The sequence below is a fragment of the Candidatus Wallbacteria bacterium genome (assembly GCA_028687545.1).
Classification (GTDB): domain Bacteria; phylum Muiribacteriota; class JAQTZZ01; order JAQTZZ01; family JAQTZZ01; genus JAQTZZ01.
This window is the reverse complement of record JAQTZZ010000016.1, coordinates 53397-73795: the sequence shown is the minus strand read 5'-3', so window position 1 is coordinate 73795 and position 20399 is coordinate 53397. Positions and strand designations below refer to the sequence as shown.

General features: G+C 48.5%; 20 protein-coding genes. 9 read left to right on the top strand and 11 right to left on the bottom strand.

The window, feature by feature from the left end; genetic code table 11:
- Nucleotides 1–1180 (bottom strand): tetratricopeptide repeat protein (locus PHW04_09000; GenBank protein MDD2716017.1); only part of this gene is annotated, 1180 nt, incomplete at its 3' end.
- A gap of 419 nt (nt 1181–1599) precedes the next feature.
- Between PHW04_09000 and mraZ the strand changes: the two genes are divergently transcribed.
- From mraZ to PHW04_08960, 8 genes are read left to right on the top strand one after another with little or no spacing between them, the layout of a single operon-like run.
- Nucleotides 1600–2034, top strand: a complete 435-nt coding sequence (mraZ, locus tag PHW04_08995) for a division/cell wall cluster transcriptional repressor MraZ (GenBank protein ID MDD2716016.1) — start codon at nt 1600–1602, stop codon at nt 2032–2034.
- 15 nt (nt 2035–2049) lie between these two features.
- On the top strand, nt 2050–2997 hold the full coding sequence (gene rsmH / locus PHW04_08990; protein MDD2716015.1) for a 16S rRNA (cytosine(1402)-N(4))-methyltransferase RsmH: 948 nt from the start codon (nt 2050–2052) through the stop codon (nt 2995–2997).
- Nucleotides 2994–3287, top strand: coding sequence for an FtsL-like putative cell division protein (locus PHW04_08985; GenBank protein ID MDD2716014.1), 294 nt, complete (start codon nt 2994–2996; stop codon nt 3285–3287). Before rsmH ends, PHW04_08985 begins: the two co-directional genes overlap by 4 nt.
- Nucleotides 3284–5479, top strand: a complete 2196-nt coding sequence (locus PHW04_08980; GenBank protein ID MDD2716013.1) for a penicillin-binding transpeptidase domain-containing protein — start codon at nt 3284–3286, stop codon at nt 5477–5479. The genes PHW04_08985 and PHW04_08980 overlap by 4 nt, the downstream gene beginning before the upstream one ends.
- Entirely contained in the window at nt 5430–6902 is a 1473-nt protein-coding gene (locus PHW04_08975) for a UDP-N-acetylmuramoyl-L-alanyl-D-glutamate--2,6-diaminopimelate ligase (protein ID MDD2716012.1), read from the top strand. Before PHW04_08980 ends, PHW04_08975 begins: the two co-directional genes overlap by 50 nt.
- Nucleotides 6899–8014: a putative lipid II flippase FtsW gene (gene ftsW / locus PHW04_08970; GenBank protein MDD2716011.1), complete on the top strand. Its 1116-nt coding sequence runs from the start codon at nt 6899–6901 to the stop codon at nt 8012–8014. Before PHW04_08975 ends, ftsW begins: the two co-directional genes overlap by 4 nt.
- 59 nt (nt 8015–8073) lie before the next feature.
- Nucleotides 8074–8730, top strand: a complete 657-nt coding sequence (locus PHW04_08965; GenBank protein MDD2716010.1) for a class I SAM-dependent methyltransferase — start codon at nt 8074–8076, stop codon at nt 8728–8730.
- A gap of 20 nt (nt 8731–8750) precedes the next feature.
- Nucleotides 8751–9440 (top strand): helix-hairpin-helix domain-containing protein, encoded by a 690-nt coding sequence (locus PHW04_08960; protein ID MDD2716009.1) that lies wholly within the window; start codon nt 8751–8753, stop codon nt 9438–9440.
- 23 nt (nt 9441–9463) lie between these two features.
- Here the strand turns inward: PHW04_08960 and PHW04_08955 are convergent, their stop codons facing one another.
- The 10 genes from PHW04_08955 to PHW04_08910 all read right to left on the bottom strand — a co-directional run bounded on the left by PHW04_08955 (nt 9464) and on the right by PHW04_08910 (nt 18809).
- A complete protein-coding gene (locus PHW04_08955; GenBank protein MDD2716008.1) occupies nt 9464–10258 on the bottom strand; it encodes an acyltransferase in 795 nt (264 codons plus the stop codon).
- Nucleotides 10259–10317: 59 nt separating this feature from the next.
- Nucleotides 10318–11145 (bottom strand): hypothetical protein, encoded by an 828-nt coding sequence (locus PHW04_08950; protein MDD2716007.1) that lies wholly within the window; start codon nt 11143–11145, stop codon nt 10318–10320.
- A complete protein-coding gene (gene hydA, locus PHW04_08945) occupies nt 11145–12515 on the bottom strand; it encodes a dihydropyrimidinase (GenBank protein ID MDD2716006.1) in 1371 nt (456 codons plus the stop codon). Before hydA ends, PHW04_08950 begins: the two co-directional genes overlap by 1 nt.
- Nucleotides 12506–14233, bottom strand: coding sequence for an aldehyde ferredoxin oxidoreductase N-terminal domain-containing protein (locus PHW04_08940; GenBank protein ID MDD2716005.1), 1728 nt, complete (start codon nt 14231–14233; stop codon nt 12506–12508). Before PHW04_08940 ends, hydA begins: the two co-directional genes overlap by 10 nt.
- Nucleotides 14230–14619, bottom strand: a complete 390-nt coding sequence (gene mce, locus PHW04_08935) for a methylmalonyl-CoA epimerase (protein MDD2716004.1) — start codon at nt 14617–14619, stop codon at nt 14230–14232. The genes PHW04_08940 and mce overlap by 4 nt, the downstream gene beginning before the upstream one ends.
- Nucleotides 14616–16262 carry a methylmalonyl-CoA mutase family protein gene (locus tag PHW04_08930; protein MDD2716003.1) on the bottom strand — a complete coding sequence of 549 codons (1647 nt, stop codon included), beginning with the start codon at nt 16260–16262 and terminating at the stop codon, nt 14616–14618. The genes mce and PHW04_08930 overlap by 4 nt, the downstream gene beginning before the upstream one ends.
- A complete protein-coding gene (gene meaB, locus PHW04_08925) occupies nt 16246–16989 on the bottom strand; it encodes a methylmalonyl Co-A mutase-associated GTPase MeaB (protein MDD2716002.1) in 744 nt (247 codons plus the stop codon). Before meaB ends, PHW04_08930 begins: the two co-directional genes overlap by 17 nt.
- Entirely contained in the window at nt 16986–17405 is a 420-nt protein-coding gene (locus tag PHW04_08920; protein MDD2716001.1) for a cobalamin B12-binding domain-containing protein, read from the bottom strand. The genes meaB and PHW04_08920 overlap by 4 nt, the downstream gene beginning before the upstream one ends.
- A 199-nt stretch (nt 17406–17604) precedes the next feature.
- On the bottom strand, nt 17605–18129 hold the full coding sequence (locus tag PHW04_08915; GenBank protein ID MDD2716000.1) for a hypothetical protein: 525 nt from the start codon (nt 18127–18129) through the stop codon (nt 17605–17607).
- 68 nt (nt 18130–18197) lie between these two features.
- Nucleotides 18198–18809 (bottom strand): hypothetical protein, encoded by a 612-nt coding sequence (locus PHW04_08910; GenBank protein MDD2715999.1) that lies wholly within the window; start codon nt 18807–18809, stop codon nt 18198–18200.
- A 268-nt stretch (nt 18810–19077) separates the two neighbouring features.
- On the opposite strand from PHW04_08910, the gene PHW04_08905 reads away from it, so the two are divergent.
- Nucleotides 19078–20346 carry an ATP-binding protein gene (locus PHW04_08905; protein MDD2715998.1) on the top strand — a complete coding sequence of 423 codons (1269 nt, stop codon included), beginning with the start codon at nt 19078–19080 and terminating at the stop codon, nt 20344–20346.
- Nucleotides 20347–20399 lie beyond the last annotated feature (53 nt).

Below are 20399 nucleotides of genomic sequence, written 5' to 3'. Positions count from 1 at the left end.
AGATCTTCTTGGCTTCGGCATAATTACCCTGCTGGAAAAGAATGTACGCTTTCTTTTCCTGGGCCGGCAGATAATCAGGGTTCTTTTGAATTATCTCTGTCACCAGGTCCATGGCTTCAGCGTATTTTTCCTGACGGGTATAGAGTTCCACCAGGTTGAACTTCTCGTCAATGTCTGTGGGCATGAGTTCAACGATTTTCTTCTGGATCTGAAACAACTTTTCCTGGTTATTCTGTTCCTGATAAACACGGCGCATCAATTTCAGGGTTTCCAGATTCTGGGGATCGAGTTCCAGGGCTTTCTGCAAAACTTCAAAAGCCTTGGCATCGTTTTTCTGATTGAGGTATGCTTCTCCGAGTAAAGCAAGCACCTTGACATTTTCCTGCCCTGCAGCTCTGGCTTTTTCAAGATAATTGATCACACCGTCCCAGTTTTTCTTGTTCGCTTCAAGCCGGGCGAGACCCTGGTAATTGTTCTTGACTTTTTTCTGGAGCTCCGCGTCCAGGGCTGCGATCTCCGGGTCGCTTCCTGAGAATTTGCTTTGATAATTCTGGTAAATCTCAAAAGCCTTGAGTATATCCTGGTCGATCAGGTTCCGGACTAGGGTCAGAAAGACTTTTTTATCGAACTCGTTCTGTGACAGGTAATTCTCAAGCAGTTCCAGACCATCCGTTTTCTTTCCCGATTTTTCCTTGAGGGCATAGACCTGCAGCGCGAGATCAGCGCCCGGATTGATCTGATAGGCTTCCTCAAGGTATTCCAGCTTTCTGCTGTCATTCTTCTCGTGTTTGGAGAGATAATCCAGAACCTCGGTCAGAGCCTTTTTAGCCTCCGCATTGTCAGGTGCGATACTGTGAGCTTCTTTCAGGAATTCCAGACTGTCCCTCTGCTTTTTTCGATCCTTCAGTGAAACACCCAGGTTGTAAGATGAGTTGAAATAATAGTCGGTGACGGATTGGTATGATTTGTCATTCTGCCAGATAGAGTAAAAATATTGTCTGGCTGCACGGTAATTATTTTCGTTATAAGCTTTGACACCGGCCTGGTACATTTTTTCCTTTTCCGGCTCGGTCAGAACCTCGGACTTGGGAGTGATGGTTCTGGGTTCCTCTTCACCACGTCTTTTGCAGCCAGTGAAAATCAAAGAGACCATGATTATCAGCAACAGCAGTTTCTTCATTATGCCCCCTAAGATTACTTGGAATTGTTTTCTGAAATTGTATAAAATGGCCGGCTCAAATGCAAGGGTCAGGATAAAAGGTCCGGCGGCCGGAAGGCGGCCGTGAGATAAGGAAGCCGGAAGGTTAAGAGGTATTAGAAAAATATTTCTTTACATTAATTCTCATTTTTTTTATCCTGTGGAAGCTAGTGGCAATCAAGTGGTAAATTGTGGTAAATTGTGGATGCCGGGGACCACTACCGCTGCCCGCTTGAATCGCCCGCAAAAACGCCCGTTTGAATTCCTTAAACCGTTATCCTTCTCCCCGGCGACTTTTAGAAGATGTTTCCATCCGGCAAAGCTCGGATGGAATTACAGCTTCTTACCCCCGCAGCACAGCGGAGTGGGGTTAGAAGCCAAACATATGTCAGGTAAAAACTATGATTTCAGAGTTCTCTGGTGAATACACCCACAACATCGATCAGAAAGGCCGTTTGATCCTTCCTTCCCGTTTCCGCGAACAACTGGGTGACAAATTCGTGGTCAATTACGGCCTGGATTCCTGCCTGGTCATTTTTTCCCTCGATGAATGGCGGAAATATCTCGACAAGCTCAGCAGTTTGTCAGACAGGAAAAGTGAAAACAGGCAGTTTCTGAGAGTCATACTCTCCGGAAAATGCGAAGTGGAGACAGACTCTCTGGGAAGATTCACCATACCTCTGAATCTCAGAGAAAAAGCCGGCATCACTAAGGAAGTGGTGATCATCGGAGCAGGGACGAAAATCGAGATCTGGAGCAAGGAGAACTGGGAGCCATACTTCCGCGAGGCAATCGAAAACTACGAAAAGAACGCAGAAAAAATCGATTTCGACTGAAAATCTCAGAATATAATGAAATTGGATATTTCCAGACATCAAAGCGTACTGGTCAACGAAGTGATTTCTCATCTGGTCGTAAAACAGGAGGGAATCTATGTGGATTGTACGCTGGGATTCGGCGGGCACAGTTCCGCGATCTTATCCAGGCTCGGCCAATCCGGCAGACTGATTGGAATTGAATCTGATCCCGAGACTTGCTCCGAAGCGAGATTGAAAGTAAATGATCAGAGATTCGAGGCTGTGCTTGGCACATACCAGAAAATCGACTTTCATCTCATCGAACGTGGAATCACTAAAGTGGATGGTATCTTCGCCGACCTTGGTGTTTCCTCAGCCCAGCTCGACCAGCCGGGAAAAGGCTTCAGTTTTCGGCTGGATGGCCCACTCGACATGAGGATGGATCCGGATCTGCAGACAGCCGAGGAAATCGTAAACACCTGGTCCACGGAAGATCTGGCACGGATTTTCAGAGAATACGGGGAAGAACCAAAAGCCTGGAAAATCGCTACAGCCATTGAAGAAGAACGACGGCGAAGCAGAATCGTCTCCACAGTTCAGCTCGCAGAACTGGTTCACAGGGTCTATCATTTTCAGAAAGGCAGGATCGATACTGCCACCAAGATCTTCCAAGCGCTCAGAATCACAGTCAACCATGAACTGGAAAATCTGGAAACGCTGCTCTCCAAATCACAGCGTCTCCTCAATTCCGGCGGCAGGATCGCAATCATCAGCTATCACTCCCTTGAAGACAGAATCGTGAAAAATTTTTTCCGCGATAAAAGTAGAAGCTGCACCTGCCCCAAAGAGTTGCCAGAATGCCGCTGCGGTGGTATAAAGTTAATGTCTCTCATCACCAGAAAATGCATTTTTCCGGATGAGAACGAAATCAGCCTAAACCCCAGGTCCCGGAGCGCCCGCCTGAGAGTGGCGGAATATCTGGGAAGTAAGACAGAAACATGAGAAAAGATTCGGTGTTTTCTCGAAAATCAATTTCAGTCTATATTACAGGACTGATTCTGTTCTCTTTTCTCCTGCTGCTCTATATATGGGAAGGAACGATCGCAGTGGAAAAGAATTTCCAGTATAAAAACTGTCAGAAGGAAAACCTGGAGCTGCAGAAACGTCTTTCCCAGCTGGAAATTAAGTACAACAAGGAATCATCCGTAAGCAACATCGAAAAAATCGCCAAAGAACGCCTGCAGATGGTATACCCTGAAAAAATCCAGTTCATCGTCAGACCCCCGAAATGAAAAAAAGGGTTTCTCCATTCATTTCATTGCCGAGGCTGTTAATCTTTCTGATCGCAATGAATCTCTCGTTCATCATCATCTACTTCAGGCTCTATCAGCTGCAGATAATCCAGCACGACAAATGGCTGGAATTCGGGAAGAACGAATACAGCCGCAGCCTTAAAATCAGTAAACGCCGCGGGGATATTTTCGACGTGAAATTGAACAAACTGGCTACCAGCGAACCAGTTTATTCCGTGTTCATTGACCCCAAGGATTTTTCCACATGGAAACCGGCTGATCGCAAAAAATTCCTTGAACTCTATGCCCCTGCCATCGGAACAGATCCGGCCAAGCTTCAGGCCAAACTGGATTCACTCAAACGGTCCAGATTTTACTGGCTGAAACGCCAGATGACTGACGAGCAGCATGAGGCTCTTGCCAAAACGAAATTCGAGGGTGTTTTTTCCAAACGTGAATATGCCCGCCGTTACCCGGAAAAATACCTGGCGGGTCAGCTGCTTGGCTTTGTCGGCATGGACGACATGGACATCCTCGACAACAAAGGACTGGAAGGTCTGGAATATCGCTACAACGATATCATCGCAGGCAAATTCATCTATTCCTCCCCAGACCAGGAGGCGAAACTTGATGAGGATCAAAGCCCTTCGATTGTGCTCACCATCGACAGCGTGATCCAGAACATCTGCGAAACCGCACTGGAGTCAGCCTGCACCACGCACGAAGCGGTCAGCGGCCAGATCCTGGTGATGGAACCGAAAACCGGCCGGATTCTGGCCATGGCCAATTTTCCCTACTTCGACCCCAACAATTACCACGATTATTCCCCCAACGCCTATAAAAACCATATCGTCACCGATCTTTTCGAACCAGGATCCACTTTCAAACCGGTCGCCATGTCCGGCGCTTTGACGGAAAACTGTATCCAGCTTGACGAAACATTCCACTGTGACGGGAGTTTCATGGTACCCGGAGATCCCGGCAAACCGATCCGCTGCCTTTCAGCCCATGGTGACCTTATCCCAAGCGACATCATTGCCTTTTCCTGCAACCCCGGCATCAGCCAGGTGGCACTCCAGCTGGGAGAGAAGAATCTTTACAAATTCATCGAGGCTTTCGGATTCTTAGACCCTTCGTTTCTCAAACTGCCCGGGGAGATGTCATCTTTAGTGATCCCCTGGGAAAAATGGTACAAACGTGATCTGGCATCGATTTCTTTCGGCAACGCCATTGCTGTGACCGGACTGTCTCTGACAAGAGCTTTCTGCGTCTTCGCCAACCAGGGGATCCTGATGGAACCAATGCTGCTGGAAAAAATCCTGAATTCCAGGGGTGAGACTATTCAGGAGTTTAAACCTCAGATAGAACATAAGGTGCTCGAACCTGAAATCGCCGGAGAAATCATGCAGATGCTGGAATCGGTCATAGCCAAGGGTTCCGGCAAACGCGCTAGTATCCAGGGCTACAAGATCGCAGGTAAGACCGGAACCCCGCAGATTGCGGGAGTCGGCGGATATACGGAAAACAAATATCTTTCGATTTTCATCGGAATTGCTCCCAGCGACAATCCGAGGATCTTGTCCTACATACAGATAGCAGAGCCGAATCCGGAGAAATCGCACACCGGCGGCTACATTGCTGCCCCTGTATTCGCGGAGATCGCTGAAAAAATCCTGCGCTATCTCGAAATTTTCCCGATACTCCCGAAAACAATCGAACGTCCAGCAGCTGAAGTGGCAACTGTACCCCTTCTGACTCCCAATTTTGTGGGATTGAGCCTCAAGGAAGTTGAAATGGAGAGAAAGAGCAGTACCCTTAAATTCAAGTTGATGGGCGACGGAGATCTGGTGATCTTCCAGCTTCCCAGAGCAGGCTCTCCAGTCAGCGAAAACGTGGACGTCAATCTTTATCTTGGCGAACGTTCGCTCTATGAAAAACTTTACAGCAAAGGCCATAACACCATGCCTAACTTCATTGGAAAAACCCTCAAGGAAGTGGTAAATTTATTAAAAGACTGGGAAAATCCCATCCAGATCAAGGGTCATGGCATGGTTGAATTCCAGATCCCTCCGGGAGGGACTAAAATCACACCGACCTCGGAAATCGAAATCCGGTTGTCATCAGCATCTGAAAGGAATGATTATGAAACTCAAGGCTCTAGCGGAGAAGTATCCACAACTGAAGTTTATTAATCAAAGGGAAGATCTGGATCTTCAGTGGATATCCGAGAACTCAAACCTGATCCCAGAGGATCCCTGGATTTTCGTGGCCAGGAAAGGGCAGCGCAGCAATGGCTGGAATTTCGCTGAAGAAGCCATCCGCAAAGGAGCGAAAGCGATCCTGTCAGACATCCAGCCAGAGAAAAGCTATCCGGTACCTGTGCTGATCTGCGAATCTCTTGTCGACTTCCTGCCGGACTTTTTCCCCTTCTTCTATGATTATCCTGAACACAAAATGTCTGTGATCGGAGTCACAGGCACCAACGGGAAAACAACCACCACCTACCTGCTGGAAAATGTGCTTAAAAATTCTGCCCGGCTTGGTACTACCAACATCCGGGTGAACGATGAACTCTTCCCCACCAGTAACACAACTCCTGATCTGTCCACGATTTATTATTACCTGAACCTGGCTGCCCGCAGAGGAGTCACGCATTTCATCATGGAAACCACCTCTCACGCGATCAAGATGGGGAGGCTCGGTTGCCTGGAATTCGATGCCCTGATCTTCACCAATTTAGGGCGGGACCACTTGGACTATCATCTCACTCTGGAAGATTACGAGGCGACCAAAATCTCCCTGTTCACTTCTTCCCTGTCCTATCAGCGTAAAAAGTGCATGTATTTTCTCAACACCGACGATTCCACCGGAAAAAAAATCCACTCTCTCCTTTGCAGCGCAGGCAGGAAACCCTGTTCATGCTCTCTGATCGATCAGCAGGCAGATTTTTACGCTCAGATAGTGGAACTCTCTCTTTCAGGCTCGCGTTTTTTAATCGGCGGTCATTTATATGCTATTCCTCTACTCGGTGAATACAATGTCTTTAATTCGCTGCTGGCAATAGCCTGCTGCCTGAAGCTGGACATTTCCCCGGAAACGGTCTTTTCGAATCTTAAAAATTTTCAGGGAGTCCCCGGCAGGATTGAAAAAGTTGCTCAGGCAGTTGACAAAAACATCATCATTGATTACGCCCATACTCCCGAAGGCCTCCAGAATGTACTGGCTACGCTCAGAGAACTTATCCCCGGCGAGAAACTCTACCTCGTCTTCGGCTGCGGCGGCAACCGGGACAGGGGAAAGCGGGCTGAGATGGCCAAAATTGCTGCCGCCTATTCCGATTTTGTGATAGTCACGGACGACAACCCCAGATTTGAAGAACCTCAGATCATCACTTCGGAAATCGTGGACGGTTTTCCGGCTGAATTCCGTTCGTTCCTTGTCAAGCAGCCCCGCAAGGAAGCAATCCGCTTTTCGCTCTCACTGCTCAAGGGCAGGGACATCCTGCTGGTCGCCGGAAAAGGTCACGAAAACTACCAGGAAATCAAAGGAGTGCGTTACCCATATTCAGATCTGGAAACCATCAACTGCTTCCTGAACTCCAACGAGGCAAAATGAGAGTATCCGCAAGCGGAGACAAGTATATTCTGGGGATCATCCTCACTCTGCTCGCCACCGGGCTGGTGATGGTTTACAGCTCCAGCCATATCTATGCCTACGAGCGGTTTCACGACAGCAACTACTTCCTGAAAAAAAGCCTGATCGCGATTTCCGTCTCTCTGGTTTTCTTTATTTTCTTCGCCAACTTTCCCTATCAGAAACTCCGCAACTATTCCATCCCGCTCTTCGCTTTTTCTCTGTTCACCCTGGCCGCCATTTTCATCTTTCCCAGCTTTGCCCCGAGGATCGGGGGTGCAACCCGCTGGATCAGGCTGCTGGGTCCGATCCAGTTCCAGCCTTCTGAAGTGTCAAAACTTGCAATCATCCTCTATCTGGCTGCCCTTTTTTCCAAAAAGAAAACCGCTCCGGTCGACTATCTGCATGCCTGCGGAGTAGTAGGTATCACCTGCCTCCTGATCCTGAAGGAACCTAATTTTTCCACCGCATTCCTGCTCGGCATGCTGGCCATGATCATCATTTTTTTCAATGGGCTCAGCCTGAGCATTTTCACCGGCAGCTTACTGCTGATAGGAGTCGTGGCTTTTCACCACATGCGGACTGCTGCATACCGCTGGCAGCGCATCACGGGTTTTCTTGATCCCTGGCAGGACCCATACGGCAGCGGCTACCACATTATTCACTCTTTAATCGCCATCGGATCCGGCGGCTGGTTCGGGGTGGGGTTGGGAAATTCCCTGCAGAAATTCAATTATCTGCCTGATCCGTTCACTGACTTCATATTCTCCATCATCAGCGAGGAACTGGGATTCGTGGGTGCAGGCATGCTTGTCCTGCTCTATGTATTATTGATGCACAGGATGATCCGCATCATTATCGCGATCAAGGACAAGTTCGCGTTCCTTTTGCTGATCGGCATCATGAATACATTACTGTTGCAGGTGTTGATCAACATCGGAGTCACGGTCCGGCTCTTTCCCACCACAGGCGTGACCCTGCCCTTCATCAGTTTTGGCGGCTCGTCGCTGGTGATCAACATGGTGATGCTCGGGATCATCTACAATATCTCCAAGAATATCGACCATCAGGGTCAGTCCAGGGAAGAACAATAAATATTTGAAAAATCACTTGATTTCAGGCATTATAATTTTACCAATATCTGGAGGAAGGAATGGCAAATGAAAGTAAGCTGAATGTAGGACATCAGGAATTCTGGGACAAACATTTCGAGCATATCGGACCTGAAACAATTAAAAAATTGATTCCTGAATATTGTTCCCAGGCCATGAAAAAGCTTTCCTCTTATGGCTGCAAGAGAGTGTTGGAACTTGGCTCCGGCGGCGGCCGTTTCAGCATCATGCTCGCCAAAAACGGATTCAGCATGAAAGCCATCGATTTTTCCAAGAATGCGATCAAAGTCCTGAACGATCTCGCCACCCTTGAAGGAGTAAAAGTGGATACCGAGGTCAGCTCTGCCCAGAATTTCGACCCGGATTCCGAGCCCTTTGATGCCATCATCTGCTGGTTTATCCTCGATCACATGCCTCTGCATGAAACAGCCAGGATCGTGAACAACTTCAAGAAAAACCTGTCGCCCGGAAAAGGTGTGCTGCTGGTCTCATTTGACGGACCCAGCGACGACATCTGCAGCGATCGGTTTGAAGTACTGCCTGACGGTACCAGGTGCTATATCAAAGGTGATTTCAAAGGCTTGCTCTGGAGATATACCTCAGACCAGGAGATTTATAAACTTTTCCAGGATTTCGAACAACTTGAATTTGAGAAAGCTGAATGCGGCAGCCGCATCGTCTGGTTGAAAGCCCGCTGAAAAGGAGCTTTTGAACGAACGTGAATCTGATTGTTTTGCTCCTCTGTTTTCTTGCCCCCGGCATTCTTACCGCTGGAGGTACAGCTCCTAAAATCACTGAGGAATCCCCGGTCACTATCATCGAATCAGAGTCTCTGCCGGCAATCTCAAATTCCAGAGAAACCCAGATTGTTCCTTCAAGCTCCAATGTAGAAGTTTCCTCACCTTTAGCGAACGACCATGCCATAGTAACCACATCTTCCTCAGGCAGCATGAATACCCTGCCGTTTTCCACCTTCGTGACTGCCGCCACTTCCTCCTCTCGCGAAGTGCATGGCGGGATCTTAAAAATCAACATCAACACCGCGCAACTTGAAACTCTCCTCAGAGCGCCCGGGCTGGACATGAGCTCAGCCATGGCGATCATCGATTACCGCACGAGCAATGGAAACATCCAAAGCCTGGACGATCTGATGAATATTTCGCGGCTGAACAGAGTTAATTTTTCCAGATTCCGCAGATTCATCACAGTCAGCGATCTGGACTTTAAAATCAAGCTCAAGGTAGAGTCACTGGTTGAGGACGAGATGGTTTTTCTGGGGGTCAATCCCGAGGAAGCGGGAAAACTGTTCAGGCATTTCAGGAGGATCAAGCGCCCCCTCAATACGGCTGAAATCGGCCGGAAGTACCCTGAAGTTCTGGAGATACTGAATCCATACCTTCTCCCCTGACAGCCCAATCCCCAGGTCGTTTTTCAAGAGCCAGCATACATTTCAGGCCTGCGGTCTGAGAAAAGATCATTGTATCTGTTGATTTTTTTCGAGTCAGCGAGGGACAGGTCGATCTCCACGAACTGCAGGGATTCTTCATCTGTTCCGGCACAAATCAGACGTTCCGCCCGTGGCGATACCACCTGACTCTTTCCGATGAAGTAATAATCTTCCGCCGCGTTCGTTTCCCTGCCGATGCGGTTGCAGGTAATTGAGAACACCCTGTTCTCCAGGCTTCTGTAAAGCATGGCTTCAGGGCAGTATGGGAGGACCAGGTTGGCGGAATGGGCAATGATCTGGGCTCCGCGCATGGCAAGAGTCCTCGCGGATTCAGGAAAAAACCAGTCAAAGCAGATCATCATGCCCAGGGAAAAATCGCGCCTGAAAACCTGAAAACCGGTGCTGCCCGGCTGAAATACATCCTTTTCACGATAAAACAGATGGGTCTTCTGGAATTTTCCGATAAAACCTTCCGGGCCGAGATAAAATGCGCTGTTAAAAAGTTTTCCTGTCTGGAGTTCCGCCACTCCTGCCACGAGATAAAGTGAATTGCGGCGGCAGAGATCTGAAAGCTCCAAAATGATGGGGGAATCCGGAATTTCGACAGCATGCGGAAGGATCTCTTGAGGAGTCAGGAAATTGTAACCTGAAAAGCACAGTTCAGGCAGTACGATCAGCGTATTGTGGACATCGGCCAGTTTTTCAAGAACGCAGTCCAGGTTTTTCCGGTTATCGCCGAATACAGGCTGAAACTGATAGAATCCTGCATTGATTTTCATTTTACACACTTCATGCCATTGCCTTCGGCAGGACGCGATAAATCGCGTCTCTACATCGTTTATCTCCCTTGTATGTGCCCCATCAGTTGCCTGGCTTTTTCCAGGTCCGGTTCGATCTCTAAAGCCAGCTCGCATTCCCTTCCGGCGGATTTTTTATTTCCTTTGAGATAATATACATACCCTTTTAAATAGTGATTTTCAGCCTGCAGGTTGCAGATCCTGGTTTCAATTCCGGACAGGGCGCGGGCGATTTCTTCAACTTCAGCCCGCAGGGAATCAAGGTCTTCCTCGATCTTTTTCACTCTCAGCCTTTTTTCAGGTTGTTCTGCGGAAACAGCCTTGGCCTGCTGTTTTGGGAGAAGATCGATCCTGAGAGGAGCGGCGTGATTCTCAGTTTTTCTGGCCATCATCATACGATCAGGTGTAGGAATTCTGTCCATTCCGGTTTCAAAGGGATGTTCATGGATCACTCCGGGATTCTCATCCTGTGAACTGCTCTTTTCAATTTCAAGGTCAGCCTTGTGATTTACTTCACTAGAAAACTGGATCCTGTCAAGGCTGTTCTTTAATTCAGACAACACCACAGGTTTTTCCATGTAAAAATCAATCAGCCGCGGTTCGAGCTTTTTATCGCCCCTTTCCCAGAAAGCCATTATTTTCAGTTGTCTTTTCTGCTTGTGCTGCCAGAGTTTTTCGAAAAATCTGACCCAGTTCTCCTCGCCGATCACATAATCAACTATTAAAAGCCAGGGCTCCTGCTCCTCCAGAGCTTTGAACAACTCAGCCTCCTGCCAGTAGGTAAGCACCTGGAAATTATAGAAATTAAGGAAATCGGTGATTTCCCTGGCATAGAAATATTTCCTGGTAAAGAAAACAATGGTCTTCATCAAATGAACTCCGGCTTGCCTCTGAACTGGAATCTGCCGTCCTGTGACAGCTCAAGAAAGCTCTCGTCTGAGACGACCAGACGGCCTGCACGTATGACCTTTTTTACCCTGCCCTTCATCCGCAGACCTTCATAAGGATTGAAATCGCACGCCATGTGAAGGCCTGTCTGCCTCAGCTGCCATGATTCCTCCGGATCGAACAGCACAAGGTCAGCGTCGAATCCCACTTGAATCCAGCCCTTGTTCCTGGACAACCCGTAAATCCTGGCTGCATTGGACGAAGTCAGGCGTACCAGATCCTGCAGACTCAGGAGCCCTTTATCCACACCAAAAGTATACAATATGGGAAGAATTGTTTCTACACCGGGCAACCCGAAATACAGCTTGCGGAAATCTTTTCCCCACTTATCCTTGTCGCGTCTCCAGAACGGGCAGTGATCCGAGGAAACAACCTGCAGATTTCCAAGGGCTAGCTGTTCCCAGAGAATTTCCTGGTCGCGTCTTTTCCTGACAGGGGGGCAGGTGGCAAAAAGGTAGGCGTTCAATCCTTTGTAAATGGAGTCGTCAAGCAGGAGATACTGGGGACAGGTCTCTGCCATCACAGGCACTCCCTCGGCACGTGCCTTTTTCACCTGCAGTGCGGCATCACCCGAGGAAAGATGCAGGATCATGGTCAGGGTTCCTGTTTTCCGGGCGAAAAAGATCGCACGGTCTACAGCTTCCTCCTCCACGATCACCGGACGCGCTTCCAGGTGGGCTGAAGCGTCCAGATGTCCGGAGTCTACCTGATCTTCGGTAAACTGATCGAGCAGTGCTCCGCTTTCCGCATGCAGGATCAGAATTCCTTTGTCATGCAGCCCCTGCATCAATCGATGCAGCAGCCCGTCGTCATGCCGTTCGCCGCTTCCCTTCCCGCACATGAAAAATTTAAAACTGTTCACTCCATTCGTAAGCAGCTTTTCAATTTCCTCCTGATAAGAGTTGCTCCAGCTGTTGACTACTGCGTGTAATCCGAAATCAGCGTAAGTGTTGCCGCTGATCTCTGAAATACGATTCTCCCAGGTGGAGTAAAGAGGCGTGCCTGGCTTCTGGTTCGTAAAATCCAGGAAGGTAGTCACTCCCCCGAACAAAGCCGCCCTTGAACCAGTGAGAAAATCGTCGCTCGAAAAGGTATCTCCGACTGGAAGATGAAAATGCACATGCGGATCAATCAAGCCGGGAAAAATCAAGGCTTCTCCGGCATCAATCGTGGTCCTGGCCTGGCCGAGATCATTTCCGATTGCAATGATCTTGCCGTCCCTGATGCCGATATCCGTGTAAATCAGACCATCCTGGGTGACGATCCTGCCTCTTTTTACTATCAGATCCATGCTTCAGCCTCCAATCCCAGTTCCTTGATGATTTCGCTTCCGGGGAATCCGAACTCGTTCATTCCCCGCTCTGAATAATAAAGAAAAATAGTGCGCTGAAAATCAGAGAAATAATTCCTGTCATCGAAGATTTTCGGTTTAACCAGCATCCTCCATGAAATCCGCTCATAGGGGAACGAAGCGCGTTTTAAATTGAAAATCCGCTTCAGAATGTAAGCTCTGCGGGAGGCAAGAAGCAGAGAGCTGAAACTCATCCCGCTCCCTAATCCCTTGAAAATCTGGTCCAGTTCCTGCCTGGTCCAGTTCAGGATACAGGCCTGCGGGCAGAAACCCAGTATCCCGAGAACTCCCTGGTAGTCCTGGAATTCAATCGCCGAACGGACGGAATACAATGCCTTTGAATCGTCCCAGAAACAGGCAGGCTGCTGGCGGTTGAAATAATAATGCCAGAAAATCTGGGGTATTCTGGGCCTTGATACGCCAGTCAGTGCAAGCAGCGACAGCATGGTCGAAACTCTTACATCTACGCTGACCGGCAGTTCGAAATTTCTGACCAGGTTTGCGGCCTCAGCACCAAACACATGATATCTTTCCGCACCAAGGTACAGGCCTTCAGACAATGCTCTGAATTCACCTTTTTTTTCAAGCAGATTGGTGAAAAGTTCATCTACAGTAAGATGATCCCGCTCAAACAGTTCGTACCCTTCACGCCTGGCCTGCTCCAGAAAATTGTAGATCGAGGCAAACAGTTCCAGATCAATCCCGGCATCATTTAATGATTTCCAGAGATGGATACAGTCTGGAACTTTTTTTTTCAGCACCAGCAGGTTCAGCAGATCAATCGGTCCCGGTCGGATGCATGAAATCTCCAGATCTGGAAAACGCACCCTCTGGCGGCATTCCACTTCGCAGCCTGGACAGGCACTCCCAATGGGCTCAGCCGTAGAAAAAAGGGCTTCAAATTCAGCCAGCAGATCTGCCGGATTCGAGATGTACAGCTCATCACTCCAGTTTTTCAAGGACTCCCTGACCAGCCACAGATTGGTTTTGTCGCTGATTCTTGCGGAATCCTGCGGTCTGAAACTCTCTTCCAACGGATCGCGCCTGACAACAAGGGCCAGGACGTTTTTCAGATACAGCAGAGCAGCAAGCCCAGGTCCCCCGGTAAGCATCCTGGCATCTCCGGAATCGGATGCAAGCAGCGTGATGCCGGGTGAATTGGTCACGGTTTCGACTACAGTCAGGACTTCATGCCCTTCGTCGCGATATTTTCTGAAAAAGGAAGATAAGTCTCTGACACCGGAATTTTCAGGCAGTTCCTCGAGGTAAGCCTGATTTTTTTCAAAAACCACGATCACCGGCACATCGGATTTTCCAGAGAGAGAAAACCCGGCCCAGCCTGTGGAACGGAAAGCTCCTGCGAACTTGCCGCAGAGCGTGGATTCTTCAAAGTTACCGGCATGGGGTTCCGGGAATGTCACAAAAATGGAGTTCAAACCGGAAAAATTCAAATCAGCGAACAGGCCGAGCGTAAATACCAGATAACAGCCTTCCGGGGAAGCGCACCTGAGAGGTTCCTGAACAAAGTAATCAAACAGAATTTTTGTGGCCAGAGCAGAGCCGGCAGGATATTTCTCCAGCACCTGGTCCTCAATTTTCTTGATTTTGAGGTCTCGATTGGGAAGATCGATCTCCAGAAATTTCTGGCGGGCCGTCATTCCACAAGTTCCAGCAGGACACCACGGGTGGACTTTGGATGCACGAAAGCGATCCGGTGCCCGCCTGCGCCTGAGCGGGGTTTCTCGTCGATCATTTTAACACCTGCGGCAGCCATTTTTATTATTTCAGACTCGATATTTTCGATTGCTATGGCCAGGTGATGCAGTCCGGGGCCCTTCTTTTCCAGGAAGCCGGCGATAGGGCTCTCAGGAGACATGGGCGCCAGCAGTTCAATCCTGCTCTCACCGCAGCGGAACATGGCAACATGCACTTTCTGTTCAGGAACTTCCTCCTCCCCAATCAGCTCGAGTCCGAGAGAATCCCGATAAAACATTATAGATTCGGCAAGATCGGCTACAGCAATTCCAAGATGGTGAATTTTCATAATACAACCCTTTCCTGGTATTCACCCCACTCTTTGCGCAGGGCGTTGCAGATTTCACCAAGTGTCAGATAATTCTCCACAGCTTCGATCACGACCGGGATCAGGTTTTCTTGGCCGGCTGCGGTTTTTCTGATCCTGTCGAGCATTTTTTTCACAAGGTCCTCGTTGCGTCCGCTCTTTACCTCAGCAAGCATTTTACGCTGATTTTCTTCCACCCTTCCCTCATCCTTGTTAGCATTCTCTTCTCTTTCTTCTTTTTCCTGGAATATATTTAGACCAACAATAGCATTTTCACCGCTTTCGACCGCCTTCTGATAGCGGTAAGCGCTGTCCTGTATCTCCCGCTGGGCATAGCCTTCCTCAATCGCTCTGAGCATTCCTCCCAACTTGTCAATCTTTTCGATATAGGCTCCGGCTTCGAGCTCGATCCTATCGGTAAGCGACTCCACAAAATACGATCCGGCCAGCGGATCCACAGTATCGCAGACTCCGCTTTCGTAAGCGATGACCTGTTGAGTACGCAGGGCAATCTTCACTGATTCCTCGGTCGGCAGTGAAAGAGCCTCATCCCTGGAATTGGTATGCAGGGACTGGGTCCCTCCCAGTACCGCCGCCAGCGCCTGCAGCGCAACCCGCACAATGTTGTTGTCCTTCTGCCTGGCGATCAGCGAGCAGCCGGCAGTCTGGGTATGGAAGCGGAGAGTCCAGGATTTTGGGTCTCTGGCTTTAAACCTCTCCCGCATGATCTTCGCCCACATCCGGCGGGCAGCCCTGAATTTGGCCACCTCCTCGAAGAAATTGTTGTGCGAATTGAAGAAAAAAGACAGTCTGGGCGCGAATTTATCCACATCCAGCCCTGCCTTGATTGAATAGTTTACGTATTCGATGGCATCAGCCAGCGTGAAAGCCACTTCCTGGACAGCGGTCGATCCCGCTTCACGGATATGATAGCCGCTGATGGATATCGTATTCCAGTTCGGCACATTTTTCGCGCAGTATTGAAAAATATCCGTGATCAGACGCATTGACGCCCTCGGGGGATAAATATAGGTACCCCGGGCGATGTATTCCTTGAGAATGTCGTTCTGAATGGTTCCCTCAAGCTTGGAAAGCGGGATACCACGCTTTCTGGCGAGGGCGAGATACATGGAGAAAATCACGAACGCCGAAGCATTGATCGTCATGGAAGTGGAAACTTTTTCCAGGTCAATCCCGTCGAACAGTATCTCCATATCCCGCAGCGAATCTACAGCTACACCCACTTTCCCGACTTCACCCTCTGCCAGGGGATCATCGGAGTCGTAACCAAGCTGGGTGGGAAGGTCGAAGGCTACCGAAAGCCCGGTCTGTCCCTTGGACAGAAGCAGGCGGTAACGCTCATTCGACTCTGCGGCTGTGCCGAATCCGGCGTATTGCCTCATGGTCCAGAAACGCCCTCTGTACATGTTCTGCTGAACCCCGCGGGTAAACGGGTATTCTCCAGGAAATCCGAGGTCCCGCTCGTAATCCAGGTTTTCTAGGTCCTGAGGAGTATACAGGCAATTCACATCAAAACCGGAATGGTTGTGAAATTTTTTCCGCTCCGGTCTTTTTTTCAGTGACTCCTGATATTTCGCATTCCACTCATCAGATCTGGCCTTCATGATTACCTCTCAAAGTTTTTTGAAATTCCATCAGTTTATCCATCAATTCAGCAATTCCTTCCCTCTCCGTACCGACGGTCTTCAGCACCGGGATCCGCCATCCCGGACTGCTGATCGTTGTCGCCAGCCTTGAGAGGTCCATAAAGACAGCTTCCGCCCCCTTGTAATCGCTCTTGTTGAGCACAATGATATCAGCGATCTCGTAAATTCCTGCCTTCATCACCTGAATCTCGTCTCCCTGGGCTGGTGTTGTCACCGCGACCACCATATCCGCCACTTCCACCACTTCCACTTCAGTCTGACCTACCCCGACTGTTTCGATTATAATAATGTCAAAACCTGCCAGTTTCAGGAGTTCTGCAGTTTCCCTGGTCCTGGCGGAGAGACCACCCAGATGTCCCCTGGTGGCCATGGAACGAATAAAAACACCTTCGTCCACTGCGTTGGACTGCATCCTGATCCTGTCGCCAAGCAGTGCACCGCCTGTCCTGACACTGGTCGGGTCCACCGCGATCACTGCCACTGTTTCCCCATTCCTGCGGTATTCGGAAATCATCAGATTCAGGAGTGTGCTTTTGCCGACACCCGGAGAGCCAGTCACACCAAGCACAAAAGTTTGCTGTTTCGGTTGAGAGAATCTTTCTTTGAGGTTATGAAAGGAGATTTCACCGTTTTCCAGCTGGGAAATCAGACGGCCAAGTTCAAGCTGTTTGATGGCAAGGGTCATTCCTGTCCCAGTTTCGCTTTGATGTGACTGATGATTTCTTCTGTGGTAACGCCGGTATGGAATACCCGGTCTATCCCGTTCTGCATCAAAAAATTATCGTCCTCATCAGGGATTACTCCTCCTCCCAGGACCAGGATGTCTTTCCTGCCCTTCTGATTGAGCAAAGAGGTGATCCTGGGGAACAGGTGGTTGTGTGCTCCGGACAGGAGTGAAAGCAGAAGGCAGTCCACATCTTCCTGGATACAGGTTTCAACGATCTGTTCCGGTGTTTGCCGGATGCCGGTGTAAATTACTTCCATGCCGGCGTCCTTGAGAGCTCTGGCCAGCACCTTGGCACCCCGGTCATGTCCGTCGAGGCCGGGTTTTGCCACACAAGCCCGGATGATCTTTTTGTTAGTAATTGAACTGGCAGCCATTTATCCCCCTTTTTTTTCATAAGTAATATATTGATTTCAAGCCCGGATGTCAAGGTGCCGCTGCCTGCGGCAGATGGAAATCCGCCAGCTGGTGTTACTGTAATGCAGAATGCGTTAAATTGGGAGCGAAGAATCAAGAAAATCCGCAGATTCATCAGGCAGAAGGGTGGGAGCGAGTAGATACCGGGTATCTGAATTTCTAAAGCAGGTGGACACTGCGGATCTTTTTTTCAAGATCAGTGATTCCTGGATCTATTCCGGTCAATCCGGAGTCATACAACTCACAGACATTGTATTCGGAAGATACCACTGCATATCCGCAACTGACCGCGACAGATCTTGATTCAGGTTTTTCCTTCCTGAATTTATCAAAGGTGAAGCCGCAGAATCCCTTCAGATCCTTGATCTCCCCTTCAGTGAGATGAGACTGTTTCAAATCAGATCCGATGCTCTTGACTTTGATCAGCACCAGATGCTGAAATTCCTTATGTTCGCAAAACCCGAAGATATCGGCCGGTGATTTATGGTCAAGCGGGGCAATGCTGTAATATCCTTTAGCCATCAGGAGCATGGTCACGAATCTGTCGCAGACTCTCCTGATTTTATCAGAATTACAGAATACCATCTCCAGACTTCCAGGAACCTCTGCTTCTTGTAATGTTTCATTCTTATATACAGCCCATTCCCCTTCCAGGCTCAGCACAAAATTCTCAAACCACCCCATGTTTCCGCCTCTGCACTTTAGACCCTCTTAATAATTCTACCTGCTGGCAGGCCTTAAGTTTCAATTTTTCATCCATTCCTGACTTTCCTGGCTTCAAGCACTCTCTGAAGGTATTCTTCCCTCTGAGCTTCTGCAAGTCTCTGAGCTCCTGCACTGCGCTGGGCGAGAGTCACTGCGCCGTTCTTAGGACGAGGCCTGGGGGCTATAGTTTTATCAGGAATTACTCTGCCTACTTTTGCGGACCTGATCACTTCGTACTCCCTGCAGGAGGAAAAAGCGAGGTAGCCGGCAGCTCCGAGATTCACCAGAGGTACCACCATCAGGAGACCCAGCCAGGCAGGTCTGCTGCATGACTCTGAAATGCTCGAAAACATGGCAGCCAGAAGTCCAAGGCAGAGCAGCGGATAAATCCTGACCAGCGGCCAGTACCATGGAGTTGCAGCGGGATCACCAAGAGTGATAACTGAGAGGAGCAATGATGAGAAAAGATCCCATCCCAGCAGAGGAATCAGGGCACAAGCCCAGCCCCAGTTGTATCCAGCCAGGTCGCAGATCAGAAAGAAGTTCCAGACAGGCACAAAGGCCTGCCATGACGCCGAGTGTCCCATCCGCTCTGCGATCATATAGATGCAGTAGCTGAAGTAGAAGTAAATCACAGCCTCGATGATGTAAATGAACATGTTTACCCCCCCACAGTTTATTTCCGGATCGGTTTTGCCTTTCCTTATTTTTTATTATGGGTCTGTTTGATAAAATTGCAGACAGATTCGCCGCAACATTTTGCAACAGTATTCACAGCATTGAGTCATTTCATGGAATTACCATCACAGGGATGCCCCTCGCGGGTACCCAAACACTGGTGTTCAGGAAAGATAATCAATAATTCTCATTGACACTGAGAATTATTGATGGTATTCTCTTATTACCAGTGAGAACAAGAGGTGAAGGATGAACAAACCATTATTAAAGGAAATCATTCTCGAACAGGAAAAGGAACATCAGAATATCGATGCCGGCATTCCCAGAGATATGTTAAATATCATTTCACGGCACGCTTCTCTGCCTCATGCGGTAGTTATCTCAGGAGTGCGCCGCTGCGGCAAATCCACGCTGCTCAATCAGATCAGCAGAGATCTTTACATGGAATGTGTTTATTATTTCAATTTTGAAGATGAACGCTTGATGGACTTCAATGTTAAAGACTTTAATCATCTGTATGAGGTGTTTCTGGAATTGTACGGGGATAAAAAAGTTTTCTTTCTTGATGAGATTCAGAACGTTCCCGGATGGGAAACTTTCGTGCGCCGGATGCAGGGCAAAGGATGCAAATTCTTTATTACAGGCTCGAATGCTTCACTTCTCAGCAGGGAGCTTGGTACAAAACTGACAGGCAGAAATGTCAGCGTCGAGCTCTTCCCCTTTTCTTTTAGAGAATATCTCTCATTCAAGGGTTTTCATTTGCCCGTTAACGGCATCTCGCTGACTCAAGATAGAGCATTGATTAAAAAGCATTTTGCTGAATATCTCCTGCATGGAGGTATGCCCGAATATCTGAAATATCAGGATGCAACCATTCTGAAGAGGGTTTATGAGGACATTCTGTATCGTGACATAGTGGCAAGATATGGCATCAAACATGTTAAACCATTGAGAGAACTCGGGTTGTACTTTTTAAGCAATCTCGGAGGAACATTCTCTTATAACAATCTGAAAAATGTTCTGGGATTGGGTAGCATGAATACAATCAAGAGTTACGCGGATTTTCTGGAAAACAGTTACTTGATATTTCTTACCAGCAGGTTTTCCTATTCCCTCAAGCAGCAGTTTGTTTCCCATAAGAAAATATACTGCATCGACAATGGTCTGGCGGATGCGGTCGGGTTTCAGTTTTCAAAGAATAAAGGAAAGTTTCTGGAGAATCTGGTGTTCCTTGAACTCAGGCGCAAATCCCAGGAGATTTATTATTACAAGACCACGAATAACCTGGAAGTCGATTTTCTGCTCAAGTCCGGTAAAAACGGTTTATCGCTGATTCAGGTCACAGATAATCTGGACGACGAAAAAACAAGGCAGAGAGAGCTAAAGGCGCTGATAAAAGCCATGGACGAACTCAAGCTGAAAACAGCGCTTATTTTGACTGAAGATACTGATGAAGAAATTAAGTTGAAAGGAAAAGCAATCACAGTCAAGCCGATTTACAAGTGGCTGCTGGAATAGGGTGATTTCTTGGAGTTATTGATCTTTGAAATCAATAATGATCTTTAACTGGT